Source organism: Phenylobacterium sp. (genome assembly GCF_044371015.1).
Taxonomy (GTDB): Bacteria; Pseudomonadota; Alphaproteobacteria; order Caulobacterales; family Caulobacteraceae; genus Phenylobacterium.
In genome coordinates this window covers 1-19,958 of record NZ_JBILUK010000035.1, presented here as the reverse complement: position 1 = coordinate 19,958, position 19,958 = coordinate 1, and the positions used below count along the sequence as shown (strand labels likewise).

Genomic DNA, 19,958 nt, shown 5'->3' with positions numbered 1-19,958 from the left:
CGCAGATCGTGCGGCATGATCGTCCTCCTCGGCGTTTCTTGACGCCAAGGTGAGGTCGGCTTCCGTTGACGTCAAGGCGACCACCTTACGAAACCCGACCTAGTGTCAGGCTGGCGCGAGCTCTCCCGCCAGCGCCCGCTCGATCAGCGCGACCGTGCGGTCGATCCCGAAGATCGCCACGAAGCTACCGAACCGCGGCCCCTGGCTCTGGCCCAGCAGCACCTCGTAGAGCGCGGCGAACCAGGCCCGCAGCGGTTCGAAACCCGCGGCCTTTCCGGCCTCGAACACCTCGTTCTGGATCGCCTCGGCGTCGGCCCCGGCCGGCAGCGCCTTGAGCCGTGCGACCAGATCGGCCATGGCCGCCGCCTCCCGCGCATCGGGCGCGCGAAAGCGCTTCGCGGGCTTCACGAAGTCCTCGTAATTGTGGATCGCAGAGCCCGCCAGACGGTCCAGCAAAGGCTCGCTCTCCGGCGTCGCGCCCGGCAGATACCGCCGCAGGAACGCCCACAAGAGGTCCTTGGTCGCGGCGTCGGCCGCCGAGACCAGGTTGAGCAGCAGGGAGAAGCTGACCGGCGAGCCCTTGGCCGGCGGCGCCGCCTGGTGGACGTGCCAGGCGGGATTGTCGATCTGCGGCGCGTTCTCGCCCTCGGCGACCTTGCGGTTCAGCGCGTCGAGCTGCTGCAGATATTCGTCGGTCGCCTTGGGGATCACGTCGAAGAACAGCCGCTTGGCCGACTTGGGCGACTGATACATGTAGTAGGTGAGGCTCTCGGGCGCGCCATAGCGCAGCCACTCCTCGATGGTCAGGCCGTTGCCCTTGGACTTCGAGATCTTCTGATTGTTCTCGTCCATGAACAGTTCGTAGTGGAACGCCTCCGGCGGCTCGGCGCCCAGCGCTTTGACGATCCGGTTCGAGACCCGGACCGAATCCACCAGGTCCTTGCCCGAGGCTTCGAAGTCGACCTTCAGCGCCGTCCAGCGCGCCGCCCAGTCCGGCCGCCACTGCAGCTTCACATGCCCGCCCGTGACCGGAACCTCGGTCTTGGCGCCGTCCTCATCGGCGAAGACGATCGTGCCCTTGGCGAGGTTGCGCTCCAGGGTCGGCGCCTGCAGCACCCGCCCGGTCGTTGGGCTGATCGGAAGGAAGGGCGAATAGGTCGCTCGCCGCTCTTCGCCCAGCGTCGGCAGCATGATCGCCTGGATCGCGTCGAACCGCTCCAGCATGCGTAGCAGGACGTCATCGAACCGGCCCGACCGATAGGTCTCCGTCGAGCTCATGAAGGTGTATTCGAAGCCGAAGCCGTCGAGGAAGGCGCGCAGCCGGGCGTTGTTGTGGTGGCCGAAGCTCTGGTGCTCGCCGAACGGGTCTCGAACCGAGGTGACCGGCTTGTCGCGATCCTCCTCCAGCATCGCCCGGTTCGGTACGTTGTCCGGGATCTTCCGAAGACCGTCCATGTCGTCGGAAAACACGATCAGCGTGGTGGGGATCGCGTCCTCGGTCAGGGCGCGGAAGGCCGTGCGCACGATGGTCGGCCGGGTCGCCTCCCCGAAGGTGCCCAGGTGGGGAAGGCCCGAGGCGCCATAGCCGCATTGGAAGACCACCGGCTCGGACAACGCAGGGAGTTCCCGCACGGCCTCGGCGAACTTGCCCTGGCCGAACAGCACGGCGGCCAGATCGCGTTCACCATCGGTCAGGCGCAGGCGCGTGATCCGGTCGAGCAGCAGGCGCGCCTGCTCGAACGGCCAGCTGCGCGCCTCGCGGGCGGCGTGGGAGAGTCCCGTCAGGGTGTGGCCTTGCAACATGGGGCGCGGCGTAGCCCCCACGCTCCGCAGGCTCAAGCCGAAACGCTTCGAAATGTCATGCGGCGGGTCTAGGACTGTCACGCAATCCTACCGGAATCGGCGCGACATGACCCACAGCCTCCAGACCGACCGCCGCCGGCTGATCCTGCAGGCCTCGGCGCTGGCCGGCGCGGCCTTGACCCCCGCCGCCTGGACGTCGGCTGTGGCCCAGGCGCGGCTGCCGGAGGATCCGTTCCGGCTCGGTGTCGCGTCAGGAGAGCCCGAACCCGACGGCGTGGTGCTCTGGACGCGGCTCGCGCCCCGGCCGACCGAACCCGGCTTCGGGATGGGGTCGGCGCCTGTGCGCGTCGGCTGGGAGATCGCTGAGGACGAAAGCCTGAAGCGCGTGGTGCGGCGCGGGCGGACGCTGGCGGTGGCGGAGGCCGGGCATTCAGTGCATGTCGAGGTCCAGGGCCTCGAGCCCGACCGCTGGTACTGGTATCGCTTCGTCGCCGGCGGATACTCCAGCCCGGTCGCCCGCACGCGCACCGCGCCCCTGCCGGGCGCGACACCGGATCGCCTGAAGGTGGCCTTCGCCTCCTGCCAGAAGTGGGAGGACGGCTACTACGCCGCCCATGCCGGGATCGCCGCCGACGCGCCCGACCTGGTGCTGTTCCTGGGCGACTACATCTACGAGCGGAAGCCGTCGGACAGAGCCCTGCGTCGTCACCCGGAGGGCGAGGCGGCCGACCTCGCCGGCTATCGGCTGCGCCACGCCTGGTACAAGGCCGACCCCGACCTTCAGGCCGCCCACGCTGCGGCCCCCTGGCTGGTCACCTGGGATGATCACGAAGTGGCCAACGACTACGGCGGCGACGCGGCGGGCGCCGAGTCGGGTCCGGCCTTCCTGGCCCGACGCGCTGCCGCCTATCAGGTCTACTACGAGAACATGCCGTTGCGCCGTCGCAGCCGCCCAGTCGGCCCGGCCATGAGCCTCTATCGCTCGCTTGGCTGGGGCGATCTGGCCGCGCTCGACATGCTGGACACCCGCCAGTATCGCCCCGCGCCCACCTGCCTCGCCGAAATCGACCCCAAGGATTCCAAGCGCATCCCGGCCAACTGCGCCGAACGCGACGCGCCCGCGCGATCCCTGCTCGGCGCGACCCAGGAAGCCTGGCTGCACCGTCGGCTCAGGTCGAGCCCGGCCCGCTGGAACCTGATGGGCCAGCAGTACCTGATGGGTCCGCTCGGCCTCGACAAGGGCCAGGTCAGCAACGACGGCTGGGACGGCTACGTCCAGACCCGCCGCCGGCTTATGGAGACCTGGCGCGACCACAGGGTCTCCAACCCCGTGGTGCTGGGCGGCGACATACACACCTTCTTCGCCGGCGATCTGGCTTTGAAGCATGGCGACCGGCCCGTCGCCACCGAGTTCGTCGGCGGTTCGATCAGCTCCAAGGGCATCGAGAACAGGAACCTCGGCCCCCTCAGATTCTTCAACCCCCATCTGAAGTACGCCGAGGGCGAGACGCGGGGCTATGGCCTGATCGAGGTCGGACGCGACGCCGCCCGCATCGCGTTCCGTGGCGTCGCCGACGCCACGGTGCGCGGCTCGCCGGTCCGTGACATCGCCGCCTTCGCCATCGCCTCGGGCGAGGCGGGCGTGAAACCGGCCTGAGCCGCCATGGGGCCTGTGCTTCTGCTCGCCGCCGTCATGGCCGTCGACCTGCCCGCCGCCGAGGTCATCCGCCGCTATCCGGCTGAGGAGGCCCGCCAGGGCGTCGCCGCCGACGCGCGGCATCTCTACGCGGTCGATAACAGCCGGATCGGAAAGTACGACAAGGCTACGGGCGCCAAGGTCGGCGCCTGGTCCGGCGACCCGGATCGCTTTCCGCACATCAACGCCTGCGTAATGGTGAAGGCCGAACTGGTCTGCGCCGCCTCCAACTATCCTGATGTCCCGATGACCAGTTCGGTCGAGGTGTTCGATCCTCGCCGCATGGTCCATCTGCGCTCCATACCGCTCGGCCAGCAGTCGGGCTCGCTCACCTGGGTCGAATGGCGCGACGGCGCCTGGTGGGCGACCTTCGCCAATTATGACGGGCGCGGCGGCGAGCCCGGGCGCGGCCATCAGTACACGCGCTTCGTGCGCTTCGACTCGCAATGGCGCGCCACCGGCGGCTGGAGCTTCCCGGCCGCGGTCACCGCCCGCTTCGCGCCGATGAGCTCGTCTGGCGGGGCCTGGGCGCGCGACGGGCGGCTCTATGTCACCGGTCACGATCACGCCGAACTCTATGTTCTGGCCTTACCGAAAGGCGGCGCGACACTCGATCACCTGGCCACCATTCCCGCCGCCATTGAGGGCCAGGCGATCGCCTTTGATCCCGGGTCGCCCCGCGTGCTCTATGGGATCAGCCGGGCGCGGCGCGAGATCGTGGCGCTCAGGCTGCCGCCCGTGGAGCCCCGATGATCCGACGCGCCGTCCTTACCGTCCTCGCCCTGGCCGTGCTTTCCGGCTGCGCCCCGGCCAAGCCGCCGGAGCGGCCGGAGATCGTGTTCTCGATCCTCTCGGCCGAAAGCCAGGCCAGTTCCGAAGCCGACTGGCAGCCGTTCCTGGACGACATGGCCAAGGCGCTGGGTCGGCCCGTAAAGGCCTACTACGGCTCCAACTACACCGCGCTGATCGAGGCCATGCGCTTCAAGCAGACCGATCTCGGCTGGTTCACCAACCAGTCCGGACTGGAGGCCGTGCGCCGCGCCAACGCCGAGGTGTTCGCCCGCTCAGTGAACCCCTCGGGCGTCGACGGCTATGAGGCGGTGATCCTGGTCAAGTCGGGGTCCGGCCTGACGCTCGACAAGGTGCTGGCCTGCGACAGAAGTCTCGACTTCGGGATGGGTGATCCGAAGTCCACCTCCGGCACGCTTGCGCCGATGACCTATCTCTTCGCGCCGCGAAAGATCGACCCGGCCAACTGCTTCAAGACCGTCCGCTCGGCCAATCACGAAACCAACCTGTTCTCGGTCGCAGGTGGTCTCCTGGGCGCCGCGACCAACAACACCGCCTCGATGGATCGCCTCAAGCTGCTCGACACCGACATGGCGCGGCGGACGCTCGCCAATGTCGAGATCATCTGGCGCTCACCGCGCATCCCCGAAGACCCGCTGGTCTGGCGCAAGGACTTCGACCCCGCCCTGCGCCAGAAGATCGCCGCGTTCATGTTCGGCTACGGCGTCGGCGACACGCCGGAGGCGGCCCGTCAGCGCAAGGTGCTGGAGCGCATCCAGACCCTCCCGTTCAAGCCCGCCAACGACAGCCACCTGATCCCGGTGCGCGAGATGGAGGCCACGGGTCAGTTGATCGCCGCCCGCAACTCGGGCGACGCGGCGGCCGTCGCCAAGGCCGAGGCCGCCCTGGCCGAGGTCGCGAAGGAACGCGCCGCGCTTCAGCCCTGAGGTCTATCGTCCTCATCTCCGGTCTTGTCGTCGGCGGCGCTCGGAACGGCGAAGATCAGGCGCCCATTCGGTCGAGCCAGAGCTGGTTGAGCTGCCAGATGGACCGTTCCAGGGGCGATAGCCGGCCCTGCTGCGTCAGTGGCGCGTTCAGTCCACGCCAGACCAGGTCATTGGCCTCGATATCCTCGGCATGGATATGGGCGAAGGCCGCTGCAGAGCCTTCGATGATCGCCTCGCGTGCGGGCAGGTCCCGCGAGGAACGCGGCAGGCAAAGGTGGATGTTGAGGGTCAGTCGTCCGGCGCCGTGTGGCGTGACCTGATACCAGGCGACGCCGCCGGAGAAGGTCAACAGCATGAAGTGGGGAAACACCACCGCCGCAACGATGTCTCGACGCTGAGACTCGGTCAGACCGGGGATCAGTTCCGGGCTTGTCGTCTGGTGATGAGCGGCGGCCGGCATATGCAGTATCGACCAGGGACCGTCGCTGTCCGGGACGGATGAGTCGGCCGCATGGAAATCAGGCTCGAGGCTTTGAGCGTGCGTGCCGGTGTGGTGGTAGGCCTCCATGAAGTTCTCGACGAGGACCTTCCAGTTCCAGTCGCTCTCCCAGGTCAGGGTTCGAACGACCTCCAGATCGGCGAGTTTGAAGTTCGCGAAATAACGCGCGTAGGTCTCGATCTGGGGTGCGAGCGGGGCGGCGCCGGGATCCAGGTTGGCCAGCACAAAGCCCTCCCAGATCTCGGTCCGGATTTGCGGCAGGGCGCAATCCGCTTCCTCAAGGGCCTCTGCGCTCTCCATCAGCGGGGCCCGCACGAGCCGCCCGGACGTGTCGTAGGCCCAGGCGTGATAGGGGCAGGTGAAGAGCTTGCGGCGGCCCGAGACCGGCGCGATGTCAGCGGCCCTATGCCGACAGACCCGCGACAGCACCCGCACCTCGCCGTCGGTTCCGTGAACCACCATGACCGGCTGGCCGGCGAGGTCGAGGCTCAGATAGTCGCCGGGTTCGGGAATCTGGTCGAGCCGCGCCAAAGGAATCCAGCTGCGCCGCAGAATCCGCTCAAGTTCCAGCGCGTATACGGTTTCGCTGACATAGGCGGCCGGCGGCAGGGTCCAGGCGCGCTCCAGCGGCAGTCGGGCCCGCGCCGCGGCCTCGGCGCTGATCCCGAGTGCAGTTGTCTCAGTCACAGCCATCCGTCACGCTCCCGATGGATCGGTGAATCTGCCGAACTTCGCCCGCATTTCCCGCCTTGTCCGTCCCAAGCGCGGCCCTACCCGACAACTCCAGCATCATGCAGGCGGCCGATCTCAGTGGATGGTAGGCCCAGAACGTCGGCGAGCACCTCGTCGGTGTGCTGACCCAGGCGCGGGGCGGGCTGGACCGGCAGGCGGTCATCCTGCGGAATGGAGCCCATGGCGCCGGGCGTCGGATAGGACATGCCGCTAGGCCCTTTGACCGTCTCGAACACCGGGTTGCCCTTGTAGAGGCGTGTGTCGTCGAGGGCGTTTTCGAGGGCCTGGTACGAGCCCCACGTCACGCCCCCGGCGTCGAAGGCAGGGGTCAGTTCGGCGGCGGTGCGGACGGCGAAGGCGGCGTCGAAGATCGCGCCCAGGCGGTCGCGGTGGGCGAAACGCAGACCTTCGTCGGTGGCGAAGGAGACGCCGAGCTCGGCTTCCAGCGCGGCCACCTGCGGATTGATCGCCAGGGCGTCCAGCGCCTTGGACCACTGCTTGGGCGTGATCGCCAGCACCATCAGCTTGACGCCGTCCTTCGTGGTGAAGTCGCGGCCGAAGGCGCCGAAGACGTCGTTGCCCATGCGCGGGCGCTGGCGGCCGGTGTCGAGCGCCTCGGCCACGAAGCCGAGATTGGCCATGGTGGCGGCGCCCACATCGGAAAGGGGAAGCCGGATCTCGCGACCCTTGCCGTCCCGGGTGCGGGCGAGAAGCGCGGAGACCAGGGCGAAGGCCCCATAGGCGCCGGTGAGCAGATCCCACGCCGCAAGGACGTGGTTGACGGGCCGCGGGTCGTCGGCCGGGCCCGTCATCAGCGGCAGGCCGAGCGCGGCGTTGATGGTGTAGTCCATACCCTGGGAACCGTCGGCCCATCCCATGACCCGCATGCAGATCAGGTCTGACCGGAGGGCGGACAGCTTCTCATAGGAAAGGAAGCCCTCGACCGGGAAGTTGGTGACGAAGAGGCCGCCCTGTTCGCCGGGCGCGGCCGCCAGGGCCTGGGCGATCTCGCGACCCCGGGGGCTGGAGAGGTCGATGGCCACCGACTTCTTGCCCTTGTTGAGCGCCTCCCAGTAGAGACTCTCGCCCGAGGGGGCGAGCGGCCAGCGGCGGAAATCGGGGCCGCCGCCGATGTTGTCGAACCGGATCACCTCGGCGCCCATCTGGGCCAGATAGAGCGCACAGGTCGGCGCCGCGACGAACGCCGCGCCCTCAACGACCCGGAGGCCCTTCAGCAGATCGTACATTTGGTCCTCGTGACTTCCTTCCACGAGCCACACGAACGGCTCTCAGGATCTCGCCCTCTCCTCCGCTCCTTCCGGCGAAAGCCGGAATCCAGTGGCTTAGGCATCACCTCTGGGGATGAATCTGGGTCCCGGCTTTCGCCGGGATGAGCGGGTTTGAGAAAAGCGACTTCGCAAGACTCGTGGGGTTCGTCGATCTTTCTATTCGGTCTTCAGGCAACGAGCGCGGTGACTTCGGCGACCTCTTCCGGGGTGAGGCGCCATTCGGCGGTGGCGGCGTTGGCGCGGACCTGATCAGGGGTCGTGGCGCCGGCGATGACGGAACTCACCACCTCATGGCCGAGCAGCCAGGCGAAGGCGAGTTCCAGGATCGTGTGGCCGCGGGCGGCGGCCCAGGCTTCGAGCGCCTCGACCTTGTCGAAGTTGGCGTCGCTCATCGCCTGAGCGCCGCGCGCGCCCCAGGCGGCGAGGCGGGTGCCCTCGGGCGGGGGTGCGCCGCGCTTGTACTTGCCCGACAGTAGTCCGGAGGCCAGCGGGAAGAACGGCAGGAAGCCCAGGCCGAAGTGCTCGCAGGCCGGCAGCACCTCGGCCTCCACACCGCGCTCCAGCAGCGAGTAGAGGTTCTGGGCCGAGATGAAGCGGCTCTGGCCGGAGGCGGTCCAGTCTGCATCGGCGATCTGCCAGCCGGTATAGTTGGAGCAGCCGAGGTAGCGGACCTTGCCCTGGCTCACGAGATCATCCAGCGCCCGAAGGGTCTCATCGACCGGGGTGTCGGCATCAGGCTGGTGGTGCTGATAGAGGTCGATGTAGTCGGTCTTCAGCCGGGTCAGGCTGTCCTCCACCGCACGCATGATCCACTTGCGCGAGCCGCCGCGCCGCTTGGGGTCGCCGCCGATCTGCATGCCGAACTTGGTCGCCAGGACGATCTCGTGGCGGCGCTTGCCCAGCGCCTGGCCCAGGAATTCCTCCGACTTCGTGCCGCCGTAGATGTCGGCGGTGTCGAACAGCGTGATGCCCGCGTCTATGGCCGCGTCGACCACCGCCTGGGTCTGGGCCGCGTCGATCCGCATGCCGAAGTTGTTGCAACCCAGGCCCACGACCGAGACCTTGAGGCCGGAATTGCCGAGCCTGCGCACCTTCATCGCGTTCTCCCTATCAAGGCTACCAGAGCGTTCACTCTCTTCCTTGGCGATATCGCAAGCCCAGCGTCGTTAACACCCTAAGCATAACGCAAGGACCGGGACCGCCTCCCATGCGCCTCGTCACCATCGCCAGTCTCGCCGCTTCCGCCGTCCTCGGCCTGGGGGCCCTGTTCGTGGCGCGCATCGCGCTTCCCGCCAGTGCGGAGGCCAAGGATCCCGGCCAGGCCCGCGTGGCCGCTGGAGCTCCGCTGGTGGTGGCGTCGCGCCCCATCAAGTACGGCGAGCGGCTAGAGGCCGGCATGCTTACCGTGATCAAGGTTCCGGCTGACGCCGTGCCCGAGGGCGCGTTCACCACGGTGGCGCAGGCTCTGGCCGCCGACCAGGGCGCGGCGCCCCTGGCGCTGACTCCGATCGCCCAGCGCGAGGCGGTGCTGCCGACCAAAGTATCCGGCCCCGGTTCGCGGCCCATCGTATCGGCCGAGATCGCAGAGGGCCTGCGCGCCTACACGCTGAAAGTCGACGAGGCCAGCGGCGTGGGCGGCCACGCGCTGCCCGGCGACCATGTCGACGTGGTGCTGATGCGCGACCTCACACCTGACGGCCCGCAACGGAACTACATCTCCCACGTGGTGGTGCAGAACGTGAGGGTTCTGGGCGTGAATCTGAACGCCGACCCTACCTCGGACAAACCGGCCGAGCCCGACACCGCAACCCTGGAGGTCTCGGTCGAGGACGCTCAAAAGCTTTCCGTGGCCGTGGGCCTGGGGAGTCTCTCCCTGGCGCTGCGCGGTCAGGGCCAGGCCACGATCGCGGACGCTGCGCCGATCCGGGCCGGTGACTTCCTGCTCGGCGGTGCGCCGCGCGCCGGTGGCGGGTTCCGGACGGCCTCGACGCCCGCCGCGCCGCGCTCGGCGATCCTGATTATCGAGGGCCAGCCGACCAAACGTGAGCGGGCGGCTCGCGGCAAGCCCGCCGCGCCGGCCATGACCGGCGGGCCGGCCTCCACTCTGGCGAAGAGCTGATCCCATGAAGACCTCGCCGCTTCCGTTGATCCTCGCCGCCGCCCTCGGGCTTTCCGGACTCGTCGGCGGTCTGCCCGCCCAGGGCCAGACTCTGGCCAGTGAGCGGGTGCCGCACCGGACCATCCATGTGCCGCGCGACAAGTCGCTGAGCTTCCGTTTGCCCGAGCCGGCTTCGAAGATCGTGATCGCCCAACCGGAAGTGGCCAAGGTGACGGCGACCTCGGAACAGAGCTTCTACGTCCAGGGCATCGAGTTCGGCGCCACCAACATGCTGATCTACGGCAAGTCCGGCGCGCTCAGCGAGGTGATCGACGTACGCGTCGGCTTCGACGCCGACGGCCTGCAGCAGGACCTTTCCGCCGCCTTCCCCGGCGAGCCGATCGCGGTGCGGAACCTGGGCGAAGTGCTGATGCTGACCGGTGAGATTTCCAATTCGGGAATCCAGGCCGGGGCCGAGCGGATCGCCGAGAAGCACGCGCCCGAGGCGGTGATCTCGCGCCTGACGGTGCGCAATTCCCAGCAGGTCATCCTGGAGGTCCGGATCCTGGAAGCCAGCCGCACCGCGCTGCAGGACCTGGGCGTCAACTTCAACGTTTTCAACGAGAGCTTCTCGGTGCTGTCGGGTTCCGGCCTGATCGGCCTCAATCCGCCCAACAGCTTGTTCACGACGCGTGGCGGATCAGGTCCGGTCAATATCGACACCGCCCTGCAGGCGCTGGAGGAGAAGGGCGCGGTCCGCACGCTGGCCAAGCCGAACCTCGTGGCGATCTCGGGCCAGAAGGCGAGCTTCCTGGCCGGAGGCGAGTTCCCGTTCCCGGTGCCGGCCGACGACGACAAGATCGTGGTCGAATTCCGGCCCTATGGCGTGCGGCTCAACTTCACGCCGGTCGTGCAGGACAACGGCTGGGTGCGTCTGGCGGTGGAGCCCGAGGTCAGCCAGCTCGATTTCGCCAACGCGATCACCCTGCAGGGACTGGTGATCCCGGCGCTTACGGTGCGCCGAGCGGCCACGACCCTGGAGCTTCGACCCGGCGACACCTTCGCCATGGCCGGCATGTTCCAGCGCTCAAGCGAGAACGCCAATCAGCAGACCCCCTTCGTCGGCGACGTGCCGATCCTGGGCGCGCTGTTCCGTTCGGCGCGCTGGAAGCGCTCCGAGACCGAGCTCCTGATCATCGTCACGCCCCGACTCTCGACGCCGGCCGATCGCACGATCGCCGCCATCGATGATCTGCCAGGCAAGCCGCGCACGCCGGCCGAGCTGTTCCTTCACGGCAAGACCCTCGACCAGCCCTTTTCTGTGACCGCGCCCGCCACGGCGCCCTGACTCAACCCTACGGTTCCCATTGTCTCTGTTCCGATCGAAGCCGCCCCAAATTCCCCTCGCCGACCGGCGCGTTCTCGCGCTTGGCGACGACCTGGCCCGGCGCGCGCAGGCGGCGCTTCCCGGGCAGACGGTGAAGGCGGCGGGCGAGCGGTTGGACCGGGCGAAACCCGGCGCGGCCGACCTCATCCTAATCGACGCCGACGCCCTGGGCGCAGAGGCGCTTGCCCTGACGATGAAGGCGATCAAGGCCCTGGCCGACCCGCCTCCGGTATTGCTGGTGGGCGCGACCCTGCCGGTCGGGTTGGTGCGCGACGTGTTGCGGCTGCCGGTCTCAGATATTCTGGAGGCTCCCTTCGAGGATGCGCGTCTGGCCGCCATGGCGCAGGAACTGCTGAGCGAAGCGGCGCGGAGCGAAGGGGCGGCGACGGCTTCGGGCTCGCGGTGCTGGGGCGTTTCGGGCGCTGTCGGCGGCGCCGGCGCGACGACGCTGGCCATCGAAATCGCCCACACCTCGGCGCAGCGCGCGACGCGGGAACGCTCGGTCTGCCTGGTGGACCTCAACCTCGCCGACGGCGCGGCCGCGGCCTATCTGGGCGCCAAGCCCACCACCCGGCTGGCGGACTTCGGAGGCGCCGCCGAGCGGATCGATGCGTCCATGCTGCAGGCCTTCGTGACGCCCGTGTCGCGCGGATTGGATCTGATCGCTGGGGTGCGGGACGCTGCGGCGTTCGAGACGGTCGGTCGTGAGGCGATCCTGAGGATGCTGGAGGTGGCGTGCGAAGGCTATGACCACGTGATCCTCGATCTGCCGCGCCACCGGCGACCCTGGACGCTGGAGGCCCTGGCCGGCTGCGATGAGGTGCTGGTGGTGTCGGAGCTCACGGTGCCGGCGTTGCTGGCGGCGCGGGCTTACGCCGACGAGATCGAGGCGGCGCTCGACGGCGCGCTCAAGCCCCGCATCGTGCTGAACCGCCTGGCCAGCCGCATGTTCGGCTCCGCGCCCTCGATGACCGAGGCCGAGAAAGCATTGCAGCGCAAGGCCGACGCCGGCGTCTCGTCCGACTGGGAGGCGGCCGCCGCGTCAGTGAACCTGGGCGGGCCCATCGCTCAGCACCGGCCCAAGTCGAAGATCGTCAAGGACGTGGAGGCGCTGGTTGACCGGCTGGCCGCCCAGGCGCCCCGGCGCGACACCGCCATGAAGGTCGCCTGATGGGCCGATTCTCGCTTGCCCGCGCCGCCGCGCCGACCCCCGAGGTCGCGCCCGTCGCGCCGGCGCCCGCCCCGGCCGCCAAGGTCGAAGCGCGCCCGGCCAAAGGCCCGCCACGTGATCCGCACCTGGATCTGCGCCTGCGGTTGCACACCCGCCTGATCGACGAACTTGATCTTGCCAAGCTCGACAAACTGGAGGACAGCGAGCTTCGCCGCCAGGTGATGGCCGAGGTGGCCGGCTTCGCCCGCGACGAGCGGATGGCGCTGAACGCCAAGGAGCTCGAGGCCCTGGGCGCCTCGATCTATGACGAGATGGTGGGGCTGGGGCCGATCGAACCCCTGCTCAAGGATGACTCGATCAACGACATCCTGATCAACGGCCCCTATCAGGTCTACATCGAGCGGCGCGGGGAACTGGAGCTGACCCCCATCCGCTTCCGCGACAACGACCACCTCTTGCGCATCGTCAACCGCATTGTCGCCGGTGTCGGCCGCCGGATCGATGAAAGCCAGCCCATGGTCGACGCCCGCCTGCCCGACGGCAGCCGCGTGAACGCCGCCATCCCGCCTGTCGCCATCGACGGCTGCTCGGTCTCGATCCGGAAGTTCTCCAAGAAGCCGCTGACCCTGGAAAAGCTGGTGGAGTTCGGCGCCATGCCGCGCTGTGTGTCCGATTTCCTGTTCGGCGCCGTGAAGGCGCGGGTCTCGACCGTGATCTCCGGCGGCACCGGCTCGGGCAAGACCACGCTGCTGAATGCGCTTTCAGCCGCGATCAGTCACGGCGAGCGCCTCATAACCATCGAGGACGCCGCCGAACTCCAGCTCCAACAGCCGCACGTGGTGCGCATGGAGACCCGGCCGCCCAATATCGAAGGCAAGGGCGAAATCCGTCAGCGCGAACTGGTCAAGAATGCTCTGCGGATGCGGCCGGACCGGGTGATCCTGGGCGAGGTGCGCTCGGAAGAGGCCTTCGACATGCTGCAGGCCATGAACACAGGCCACGAAGGCTCGATGGCAACGATCCACTCCAACAACCCGCGCGAGGCGATCAGCCGCCTGGAGCAGATGGTGGCCATGGGCGGCCTCAACATCGGTCCTGACGCGGTGCGCCACCAGATCGCCAGCGCCGTGGGTCTGGTTGTGCAGGTCAACCGCCTCTCCGACGGAAAGCGCAAGGTGACGCACGTCAGCGAGATCGTCGGCATGGAAGGTCACGTCGTGCAGATGCAGGACATCTTCCTGTTCAACCGCACCCATACCGACGCTGATGGCACGGTGCATGGCGAGCATCGGGCGACGGGTCTGAGGCCGCGCTGCCTGGACGAGATGCTGCGGCGGGGCATCCCCTACGATACCGCGAATTTCGACCCCTCAAGGGCCCTGTAGCCATGGACATCGACGTCCGCACCATCGTCATGGTCCTGATCGGCGCTGCGGTCTTCGCCGGGGTGCAGGGCGTGATCGGCCTCGTATCGGTGGCGACAACCAAGCGGCAGGTGAATCTGCGCCTGAAGGTCGGTGAGCGGGTGGAAGGCATCTCGGCCCTGGTGGTGGAGCTGCGCAAACAGCGGGGCCTGGACGCCGACGGCCGCCGGAGCGGGCGCTTGCGCTGGCTGTCGAACCTGATCGTCGCCTCGGGCCTGCCCTATGATCCGCGCAAGTGGCTGATGTACGTGGTCGCCGCCACGGTGCTCGGCGCAGCAGGCCTTGGCATCCTGGCGCGCAATCCCTTCGCGGTGGTCGGCGGGGCGCTGCTTGGCGGGGTCATCGCGCCGCTGATGGTGTTGAAAATCGCCGCCGCCAAGCGCCACGCCGCACTGGGCTTCCAGCTGCCCCAGGCGCTCGACATCATCGTGCGCAGCCTGGAGGCCGGCCACCCGGTGCCGGCGGCGGTGACCCTGGTGGGCCGCGAGATGGCCGATCCTATCGGGACTGAGTTCGGCATGGCCGCTGACGAGATCGCCTACGGCGCCACGCTCGAGCAGGCCGTGGCGCGGATGTCCGAGCGCTGCCAGCACCCGGACATGGACCTGTTCGCCGCCACCGTGCGCCTGCAGGAGAAAACCGGCGGCAACCTGACGGGTCTCCTCAAGCTCAACGCCAACACCGTGCGTGAGCGTCACAAGATGCGACTGAAGATCCGCGCCGCATCGTCCGAAGGGCGCGCCTCGGCGATGATCCTGACCGCGGCGCCGTTCATCGCGCTCGGCCTGATCGTGATGATCTCACCCAAGTTCTATGGCGAGGTGATCGACGAGCCGATGGTCAAGTACGGCCTGATGGGCCTGGGCTTCTGGGTGTTCCTCGGCAACATGATCATGCGGCGCATGATCGACATGCGGCTCTGAGCCATGGCGCTTGAGACGCTCCTCTTCGCGGTCGGAATGGCGCTGACGCTCGGCGCGCTCGGCGGGCTTGTCTGGATCATTGGCGGTGAGCTTCGGGTGCGTGCGCTCCGGCGCGGTCGCCTGGCCGGCGCCGGCGGAGGCGGGCTTCAGCCGACCGTCGCCCCGACCGGCGGGGCCATTGCCGACCGACTGTTGAGCGCGGTGCGAAAGCTGGGACAGCAGAGCGCGGTTCGCGACCCTGGCCAGGTGTCGCTGCTGCGCTCGCGACTGATGCAGGCGGGCTTCTACAATCGCGAGGCGCCGGTCGTGTTCCTCGGCGTCAAGGCGGTGGCGATGGCCTGCGCGACGCTCGCGGTCGTCCTGACTCTGCCGATGCTGATGGGCCAGAAGGGCGGCAACATGGGCGCGTTGGCGCTCGCGGTCGGCGTCTCTCTGGCGGCGCTCTATGGCCCCGATTTCGTACTCAAGTCGCGGCGTACGAGCCGCGAGCGGGAGTACTCCGACGGCTTCCCTGACCTGCTCGACCTGCTGGTGGCCTCGGTGGAGGCCGGTCTGTCGCTGGACGCGGCGGTGACCCGCGTGACCGACGAGCTGGAGCGGCGGTATCCGCACCTGACCATCCACCTTCGCTTCCTGGTGCTGGAGCTGCGCGCCGGCCGCTCGCGCAAGGACGCCTGGAGCGCCTTTGCCGATCGCCTGGGAATCGATGACGCGCGCGCCCTGGCCACCATGCTGCGTCAGGCCGAGGAGATGGGCACGAGCCTTGGCGAAACGCTTTCCGTGTTCTCCGCCGACATGCGCGCCAAGCGCATGTTGCGGGCCGAGGAGAAAGCGCTGGGGCTCTCGGCCAAGCTCACCGTGCCGCTGATCCTGTTCATTTTCCCGGCGCTGCTGGGGTCGCTGATGCTGCCGGCGGCGGCCAGGCTGATGAAGGTGTTTTCGGCCAACGGGATCGGGTAGCGCCGCGCCGGGTTCGCCGCCGCCTGGTCCGGGCGGAATCCTGACGCTGGAAGGACAAGGCGACTAAGAGAAGCGTCGCATCCAGTCCGCAACGATGTCCATTCGAGGCTCACGCGCCTCGATGTAGCGGTAGAGCGAAAGCTGGCGGCCGATTCCGAAGGCCTCGACCCGAACCTCGGCGAACAGGGCGCTGATCAGCCTCTCGATCTCGGCGGCGTTGTTGACGTGCTCGTGGGTCATCAGTTTCCCGTAGTCGAGGCCGTGACGAAGCCGGAATTCCAGCCCGGTGGTCAGAGTCCACCCCAGCCGCCAGAGCAGCCCGCCTTCGCTGGGTATGGCGGCCTTGAACACGCCGCCCGGCGATAGGCGCTGGGCCGCCCGCGCGAGGGTGAGCGGCAGATCCTCGATGTGCTCCATGACCGCGATGCTGATGATCCGGTCATAGCGCGCCTCAGCCGGGACTTCGCCGATATCCGCATAGGCGCGGCGCACCCGGGGCAGGGCGGGCGCGCCCGTGTAGAGATCGGTGAACGGCTCGACGATGTCGTAGGTTTGTCCCTCGGGTTCGAACGGGAGCTGGTTCAGATTACCCGCCCCCAGCTCCAGCGTGGCGTGATGGCCCGCCGCGCCGTCGGCAACCTTTCGGTGCATCCAGCGTTCAAGCCGTTGAGCGGCCGACGCGGCGGTGGAGCCTCCCGCTCGGTTCTCGGCGTACTGGCGCGCATAGATCGCCGCGATCTCGGCCGGCAGCGGCGGTCGCGTCTTCGGAAATCGCGCCAGGACGGCGTCCAGCTGGGCCATGGCGCCGCATAACCCCGGCCGGGCGTCCGGTCGAGGGGGCTTCCAAGCCCGGGCGGGGCGACCTAAACCGGCGGTAGGCTCGACGGGGAGGTAAGTCCGCATGCGCGCACTGGCGTCACCCGCCCGGATCGCCTTCATCGCGGCTATGGCGATAGGCTTGGCGCTGGTCCTGTACTGGAACCTGCCGGGGCATCTGTCCGTCGACTCGGTGCTTGCGCTCAAGGAAGGCCGGTTCGGCGTCCGCGAGACCTGGAACCCGGCCATCTTCGGCTGGCTGCTCGGCCGGTTTGACGCCGTCACGCCCGGAACCGCAGCTGCGGTCACTACGATGGCGGCGCTTCTGTTCGGCGGCTGGGCGGCGATGGCTGGCCTTCGGGCGCGCGTCTCCTGGCTGGCGCCGATGCTGGCGCTTCTGGTGGTCGGCCTGCCGCAGGTGGTGATCTTCCCCGGCATTGTCTGGAAGGACGTCTGGTTCGCCCAGGCGACCATCGTGGGTTTCGTATTTCTGGCCTTCGCCGTCGGTGCGCCGAGGGGCGGAAGGCGCCTGGCGCTGCTCGCCCTGGCGGCTCTGGCCTTGGCGCTCGCCGGTCTGCTGCGCCAGAACGGTCTGATCCTGGCCGCCGCAGGGGCGGCCGCGCTGGCCTGGACCCTATGGGGCGGCGGCGCGCGAAGGGCGCTGATGGCCGCGGCGGTCTGGCTTGCGGCGGTCGCCGGGCTGGTGTTCGCGCTCAGCATCCTGGCCCAGCCGCAAGGCTTTGGCCGCCCGGACGCGGCGGGCGCCAAGGGCCTGCAAATCCTGCAGGTCTATGATCTCGCCGGGGCGGCCAAGCGGGCGGAGATGCCGCTCGACCGACTGGCGGCGCGCGACCCGACCCTTGATGATCTCTTCCGCGAGAAGGCGCAGGCGCTCTATTCGCCGGATCGGGTCGATACGCTCAACAACGACCGAGCGTTCGGCGAACGGCTCGCCAAGGCGCCCCCGGGCGCCATCCAGGACGAGTGGCTCTCGCTGATCCTGACGAAACCTCAGACCTACCTGGCGACCCGTTGGGACGCTTTCCGCTGGGTGGTCGCGACGCCCGACATCGACAAGTGCCTGCCGATCCACGTGGGGGCCGTGGGCCCGCCCGCCGCCATGGCCGCGCTGGACATGACGGTCCGCCAGGATCGTCGGGACTTCCGGCTCTACAACTACGTCACCTGGTTCCTGGATACGCCGGCCTACTCCCATCTGGTCTGGGGCGGCCTCGCGCTCGTGGTCGGATTGATCCTGCTGCTGCGACGGGATCCGGCTGATCTGGTGATGGCCGGGCTGATGTTCGGCTCGCTCGGGTTCGCGGCCAGCTTCTTCGTGCTCTCGCTCGCCTGCGACTACCGCTATCTCTACCTCGTGGATATGGCGGGACTGACCGGCGCTCTCTACCTGGCGCTGGATCCGACCCTGCGGCGTCAGTCGCCGACCAGGGCCCGGTCAAGCTCGGCGCTGGCCTGATCCATCGCCGCGCGCGCGGCCTCCAGCCGGGCCAGGTCACTGCGCCAGCCGTTCTCCAGCGTGCGCCGCGTCAGGTCGAGATCCGCCCGCAGCTCGGCCTCCAGCATCCGCGCGCCGGCCAGGGACTCCCGGGCTGCGGCCAGCTCCGCCCGGGCCGCGGCCAGGTCTCGCGCCTGAGGTGAGATCAACGCCCCGATCTCGGCCTGCCTTTGGGCCAGCCGGGCGGCGATCTCGTCAAAGGCCTGGGCGGAGAGGGGTTCGTCGCGGGCCGCGGCCTCGCAAGCGTCCACCACCGCCTGGGCGATCTCACCGGTCCATCCCAGGGCTGACAGGCCGTCGCCGGCGCGGTTGTGGCGCAGGTCCGGCGTCAGGAAGGCGTCGATCTTGCGGCCCGCCGTTTCGGTCAGCCCCGGAAGCGGCGAACCGTGAGCGGCCTCGATCCGCCGCGCCTCGCCCCGCCAGTCCGCGAGCAGCGCTTCATAGCCCACGAACACCCGCGGAAGGTCGCGGGTATAGGCCTCTGCGGCCAGCATGTAGGCGCTCCAGACCAGCACCGACTTCTCCGGCGAGAAGCCGTCGCGCCGGCCCAGGGAGCCCGCTACCGCCAGGGGATGCCGCACGGGGATCACGCAGCGCGCAGCGATTCCGCGCGCATCCAGGACCGCCCGCCACATCGGCATCAGCACCGTCGCGCGGGGATCTTTCATCAGGGGGTGACGCGCCCGACCGAACTCTGCGTCGAACAGCGCGCCGGCTCGGGCCGCCCAATCAGCTTCGGCGTCCGTCGCTCGGTAGGGGAAAGCGAATGGGTCGTCCCAGGATGAACCACCCGCGATCAGGCGGGTCTCATCGAACTGGGCGATCTTCCAGGGTTCGAAGTAGCCCTTGGCGTTGTGTTCGTCGCCCGGCATCACGTTGGCGGGCAGCCTGGCGCCCGCCAGGGCCAGAAGTTGCGTAATCGCCGAGGTGCCTGACCGGTGCATCCCCAGCACGAGGTACGCGGCCCTGCCGGAGGTGCTGGGGGGCGAGGCTGGAGTGGCGGCGCGAGGCATCTTGGTCCCGGTGGTACGAGCGCGCGTCGAGGCGAGCAAGACCGCCGTGGTTGATCGTGGACGGCAACTGTTGCACACCCGGCGGTGCATCCGTCCCTGGAACTTGAGAGCCTCATGGCCGCGCCGGCCGTTTCCGACCCTGGCCTCATGGTGATCGCGCCGGCCTTCGATCCGGCCTTCTACCGGGCGATCTACACCGACCTGCCGCCGGACATGGACCCGTTCTGGCACTATCGCACCCAGGGCTGGCGCGAGGCGCGGGACCCCGCGCCGTGGTTCTCGACGGCGGGATATCTCGAGGCCAATCCCGATGTCGGTGAGGCCGGACTGGAGCCCTTCGCTCACTTTCTGGCGACCGGCCGTCATGAGGGCCGGGACTGTGCGGCTTCCGTACACGCGCGGACCTACCTGGCGGCGTCTGGCTGGCGGCCCCGGCCCTGGCGCACGCGTCGGGCGGGATCGACTCCGACCGCACGCGCCGCCGGTGCGCCGCCTCTGGACGAACAGAAGGCGGCCGCCGCAAGGGCCTTCGACCCGGCCTTCTATCTGGCGGCGAACCCGGATGTGGCCCAGGCCGGTATGGAAGGTTTCGAGCACTATTGGACCGCCGGTTGGCGCGAGGGACGCGATCCGACGCCGGAGTTCTCGACCCGAGACTATCTCGAGGCCAACCCCGACGTGTCCGCGAGCGGCGTGCATCCGTTCGCCCACTGGGTGCTCGCCGGCCGCGCTGAGGGGCGGACCGGGCGACATGACCTGGGCTTCCGGTTCTATGTGATCGCGCGGGGTCGTGCGCCGGAGGATCGGGTCGCCGATATCCGCGTCGCCGCCGGACGGATCAGGTCGGACCCGGCCGCCCGCCTGTCGGCCGCTTTGGCCGGACTTTCGGATGTCC

General features: G+C 68.8%; 17 protein-coding genes. 11 read left to right on the top strand and 6 right to left on the bottom strand.

Annotated elements, in window-relative coordinates:
- Positions 1 to 105 precede the first annotated feature (105 nt).
- A complete protein-coding gene (locus ACIQ3R_RS05080; protein WP_397415828.1) occupies positions 106 to 1,803 on the bottom strand; it encodes a lysine--tRNA ligase in 1,698 nt (565 codons plus the stop codon).
- Between the two features lie 106 nt (positions 1,804 to 1,909).
- Here ACIQ3R_RS05080 and ACIQ3R_RS05075 point away from each other — a divergent pair, with 106 nt between their 5' ends.
- Genes ACIQ3R_RS05075 through phnD form a run of 3 tightly spaced genes read left to right on the top strand, consistent with a single transcriptional unit; the run spans position 1,910 to position 5,235 of the window.
- Positions 1,910 to 3,460 (top strand): alkaline phosphatase D family protein, encoded by a 1,551-nt coding sequence (locus ACIQ3R_RS05075; protein WP_397415826.1) that lies wholly within the window; start codon positions 1,910 to 1,912, stop codon positions 3,458 to 3,460.
- 6 nt (positions 3,461 to 3,466) lie between these two features.
- Positions 3,467 to 4,252, top strand: coding sequence for a hypothetical protein (locus tag ACIQ3R_RS05070; protein WP_397415824.1), 786 nt, complete (start codon positions 3,467 to 3,469; stop codon positions 4,250 to 4,252).
- Positions 4,249 to 5,235 carry a phosphate/phosphite/phosphonate ABC transporter substrate-binding protein gene (gene phnD, locus ACIQ3R_RS05065; protein WP_397415822.1) on the top strand — a complete coding sequence of 329 codons (987 nt, stop codon included), beginning with the start codon at positions 4,249 to 4,251 and terminating at the stop codon, positions 5,233 to 5,235. The genes ACIQ3R_RS05070 and phnD overlap by 4 nt, the downstream gene beginning before the upstream one ends.
- Before the next feature lie 55 nt (positions 5,236 to 5,290).
- Here the strand turns inward: phnD and ACIQ3R_RS05060 are convergent, their stop codons facing one another.
- From ACIQ3R_RS05060 to ACIQ3R_RS05050, 3 genes are all read right to left on the bottom strand, one after another.
- Positions 5,291 to 6,427 (bottom strand): aromatic ring-hydroxylating dioxygenase subunit alpha, encoded by a 1,137-nt coding sequence (locus ACIQ3R_RS05060; RefSeq protein ID WP_397415820.1) that lies wholly within the window; start codon positions 6,425 to 6,427, stop codon positions 5,291 to 5,293.
- 77 nt (positions 6,428 to 6,504) lie between these two features.
- Positions 6,505 to 7,713 carry a CoA transferase gene (locus tag ACIQ3R_RS05055; protein WP_397415818.1) on the bottom strand — a complete coding sequence of 403 codons (1,209 nt, stop codon included), beginning with the start codon at positions 7,711 to 7,713 and terminating at the stop codon, positions 6,505 to 6,507.
- A 209-nt stretch (positions 7,714 to 7,922) separates the two neighbouring features.
- Positions 7,923 to 8,852 carry an aldo/keto reductase gene (locus tag ACIQ3R_RS05050; RefSeq protein WP_397415816.1) on the bottom strand — a complete coding sequence of 310 codons (930 nt, stop codon included), beginning with the start codon at positions 8,850 to 8,852 and terminating at the stop codon, positions 7,923 to 7,925.
- 110 nt (positions 8,853 to 8,962) lie between these two features.
- On the opposite strand from ACIQ3R_RS05050, the gene cpaB reads away from it, so the two are divergent.
- Genes cpaB through ACIQ3R_RS05020 form a run of 6 tightly spaced genes read left to right on the top strand, consistent with a single transcriptional unit; the run spans position 8,963 to position 15,718 of the window.
- The gene (gene cpaB / locus ACIQ3R_RS05045) at positions 8,963 to 9,874 is read left to right on the top strand and encodes a Flp pilus assembly protein CpaB (protein ID WP_397415814.1); all 912 of its coding nucleotides are present in this window, start codon (positions 8,963 to 8,965) and stop codon (positions 9,872 to 9,874) included.
- A 4-nt stretch (positions 9,875 to 9,878) separates the two neighbouring features.
- The gene (locus tag ACIQ3R_RS05040) at positions 9,879 to 11,201 is read left to right on the top strand and encodes a type II and III secretion system protein family protein (protein ID WP_397415812.1); all 1,323 of its coding nucleotides are present in this window, start codon (positions 9,879 to 9,881) and stop codon (positions 11,199 to 11,201) included.
- Positions 11,202 to 11,220: 19 nt separating this feature from the next.
- Positions 11,221 to 12,411, top strand: a complete 1,191-nt coding sequence (locus ACIQ3R_RS05035; RefSeq protein ID WP_397415810.1) for a CpaE family protein — start codon at positions 11,221 to 11,223, stop codon at positions 12,409 to 12,411.
- Positions 12,411 to 13,796: a CpaF family protein gene (locus ACIQ3R_RS05030; RefSeq protein ID WP_397415808.1), complete on the top strand. Its 1,386-nt coding sequence runs from the start codon at positions 12,411 to 12,413 to the stop codon at positions 13,794 to 13,796. Before ACIQ3R_RS05035 ends, ACIQ3R_RS05030 begins: the two co-directional genes overlap by 1 nt.
- A gap of 2 nt (positions 13,797 to 13,798) precedes the next feature.
- The gene (locus ACIQ3R_RS05025) at positions 13,799 to 14,758 is read left to right on the top strand and encodes a type II secretion system F family protein (protein WP_397415806.1); all 960 of its coding nucleotides are present in this window, start codon (positions 13,799 to 13,801) and stop codon (positions 14,756 to 14,758) included.
- 3 nt (positions 14,759 to 14,761) lie between these two features.
- Positions 14,762 to 15,718 (top strand): type II secretion system F family protein, encoded by a 957-nt coding sequence (locus tag ACIQ3R_RS05020; RefSeq protein WP_397415803.1) that lies wholly within the window; start codon positions 14,762 to 14,764, stop codon positions 15,716 to 15,718.
- 63 nt (positions 15,719 to 15,781) lie between these two features.
- On the opposite strand, the gene ACIQ3R_RS05015 is transcribed toward ACIQ3R_RS05020, so the two are convergent.
- Positions 15,782 to 16,519: a class I SAM-dependent methyltransferase gene (locus ACIQ3R_RS05015; protein ID WP_397415801.1), complete on the bottom strand. Its 738-nt coding sequence runs from the start codon at positions 16,517 to 16,519 to the stop codon at positions 15,782 to 15,784.
- A 100-nt stretch (positions 16,520 to 16,619) separates the two neighbouring features.
- Between ACIQ3R_RS05015 and ACIQ3R_RS05010 the strand changes: the two genes are divergently transcribed.
- A complete protein-coding gene (locus tag ACIQ3R_RS05010) occupies positions 16,620 to 18,011 on the top strand; it encodes a hypothetical protein (RefSeq protein ID WP_397415799.1) in 1,392 nt (463 codons plus the stop codon).
- Here ACIQ3R_RS05010 and ACIQ3R_RS05005 read toward each other — a convergent pair.
- Positions 17,969 to 19,063, bottom strand: a complete 1,095-nt coding sequence (locus ACIQ3R_RS05005) for a sulfotransferase family protein (RefSeq protein ID WP_397415797.1) — start codon at positions 19,061 to 19,063, stop codon at positions 17,969 to 17,971. The two genes, ACIQ3R_RS05010 and ACIQ3R_RS05005, sit on opposite strands and share 43 nt — an antisense overlap.
- A gap of 114 nt (positions 19,064 to 19,177) precedes the next feature.
- Here ACIQ3R_RS05005 and ACIQ3R_RS05000 point away from each other — a divergent pair.
- The coding region (locus tag ACIQ3R_RS05000; RefSeq protein ID WP_397415795.1) for a hypothetical protein at positions 19,178 to 19,958 on the top strand (781 nt) is incomplete at its 3' end.

Excerpts from the sequence above, each read along its gene's own strand:
- ACIQ3R_RS05080 (WP_397415828.1), bottom strand. The coding sequence starts at position 1,803 with ATGTTGCAAGGCCACACCCTGACGGGACTCTCCCACGCCGCCCGCGAG.
- ACIQ3R_RS05075 (WP_397415826.1), top strand. The coding sequence starts at position 1,910 with ATGACCCACAGCCTCCAGACCGACCGCCGCCGGCTGATCCTGCAGGCC.
- ACIQ3R_RS05070 (WP_397415824.1), top strand. The coding sequence starts at position 3,467 with ATGGGGCCTGTGCTTCTGCTCGCCGCCGTCATGGCCGTCGACCTGCCC.
- phnD (WP_397415822.1), top strand. The coding sequence starts at position 4,249 with ATGATCCGACGCGCCGTCCTTACCGTCCTCGCCCTGGCCGTGCTTTCC.
- ACIQ3R_RS05060 (WP_397415820.1), bottom strand. The coding sequence starts at position 6,427 with ATGGCTGTGACTGAGACAACTGCACTCGGGATCAGCGCCGAGGCCGCG.
- ACIQ3R_RS05055 (WP_397415818.1), bottom strand. The coding sequence starts at position 7,713 with ATGTACGATCTGCTGAAGGGCCTCCGGGTCGTTGAGGGCGCGGCGTTC.
- ACIQ3R_RS05050 (WP_397415816.1), bottom strand. The coding sequence starts at position 8,852 with ATGAAGGTGCGCAGGCTCGGCAATTCCGGCCTCAAGGTCTCGGTCGTG.
- cpaB (WP_397415814.1), top strand. The coding sequence starts at position 8,963 with ATGCGCCTCGTCACCATCGCCAGTCTCGCCGCTTCCGCCGTCCTCGGC.
- ACIQ3R_RS05040 (WP_397415812.1), top strand. The coding sequence starts at position 9,879 with ATGAAGACCTCGCCGCTTCCGTTGATCCTCGCCGCCGCCCTCGGGCTT.
- ACIQ3R_RS05030 (WP_397415808.1), top strand. The coding sequence starts at position 12,411 with ATGGGCCGATTCTCGCTTGCCCGCGCCGCCGCGCCGACCCCCGAGGTC.
- ACIQ3R_RS05025 (WP_397415806.1), top strand. The coding sequence starts at position 13,799 with ATGGACATCGACGTCCGCACCATCGTCATGGTCCTGATCGGCGCTGCG.
- ACIQ3R_RS05020 (WP_397415803.1), top strand. The coding sequence starts at position 14,762 with ATGGCGCTTGAGACGCTCCTCTTCGCGGTCGGAATGGCGCTGACGCTC.
- ACIQ3R_RS05015 (WP_397415801.1), bottom strand. The coding sequence starts at position 16,519 with ATGGCCCAGCTGGACGCCGTCCTGGCGCGATTTCCGAAGACGCGACCG.
- ACIQ3R_RS05010 (WP_397415799.1), top strand. The coding sequence starts at position 16,620 with ATGCGCGCACTGGCGTCACCCGCCCGGATCGCCTTCATCGCGGCTATG.
- ACIQ3R_RS05005 (WP_397415797.1), bottom strand. The coding sequence starts at position 19,063 with ATGCCTCGCGCCGCCACTCCAGCCTCGCCCCCCAGCACCTCCGGCAGG.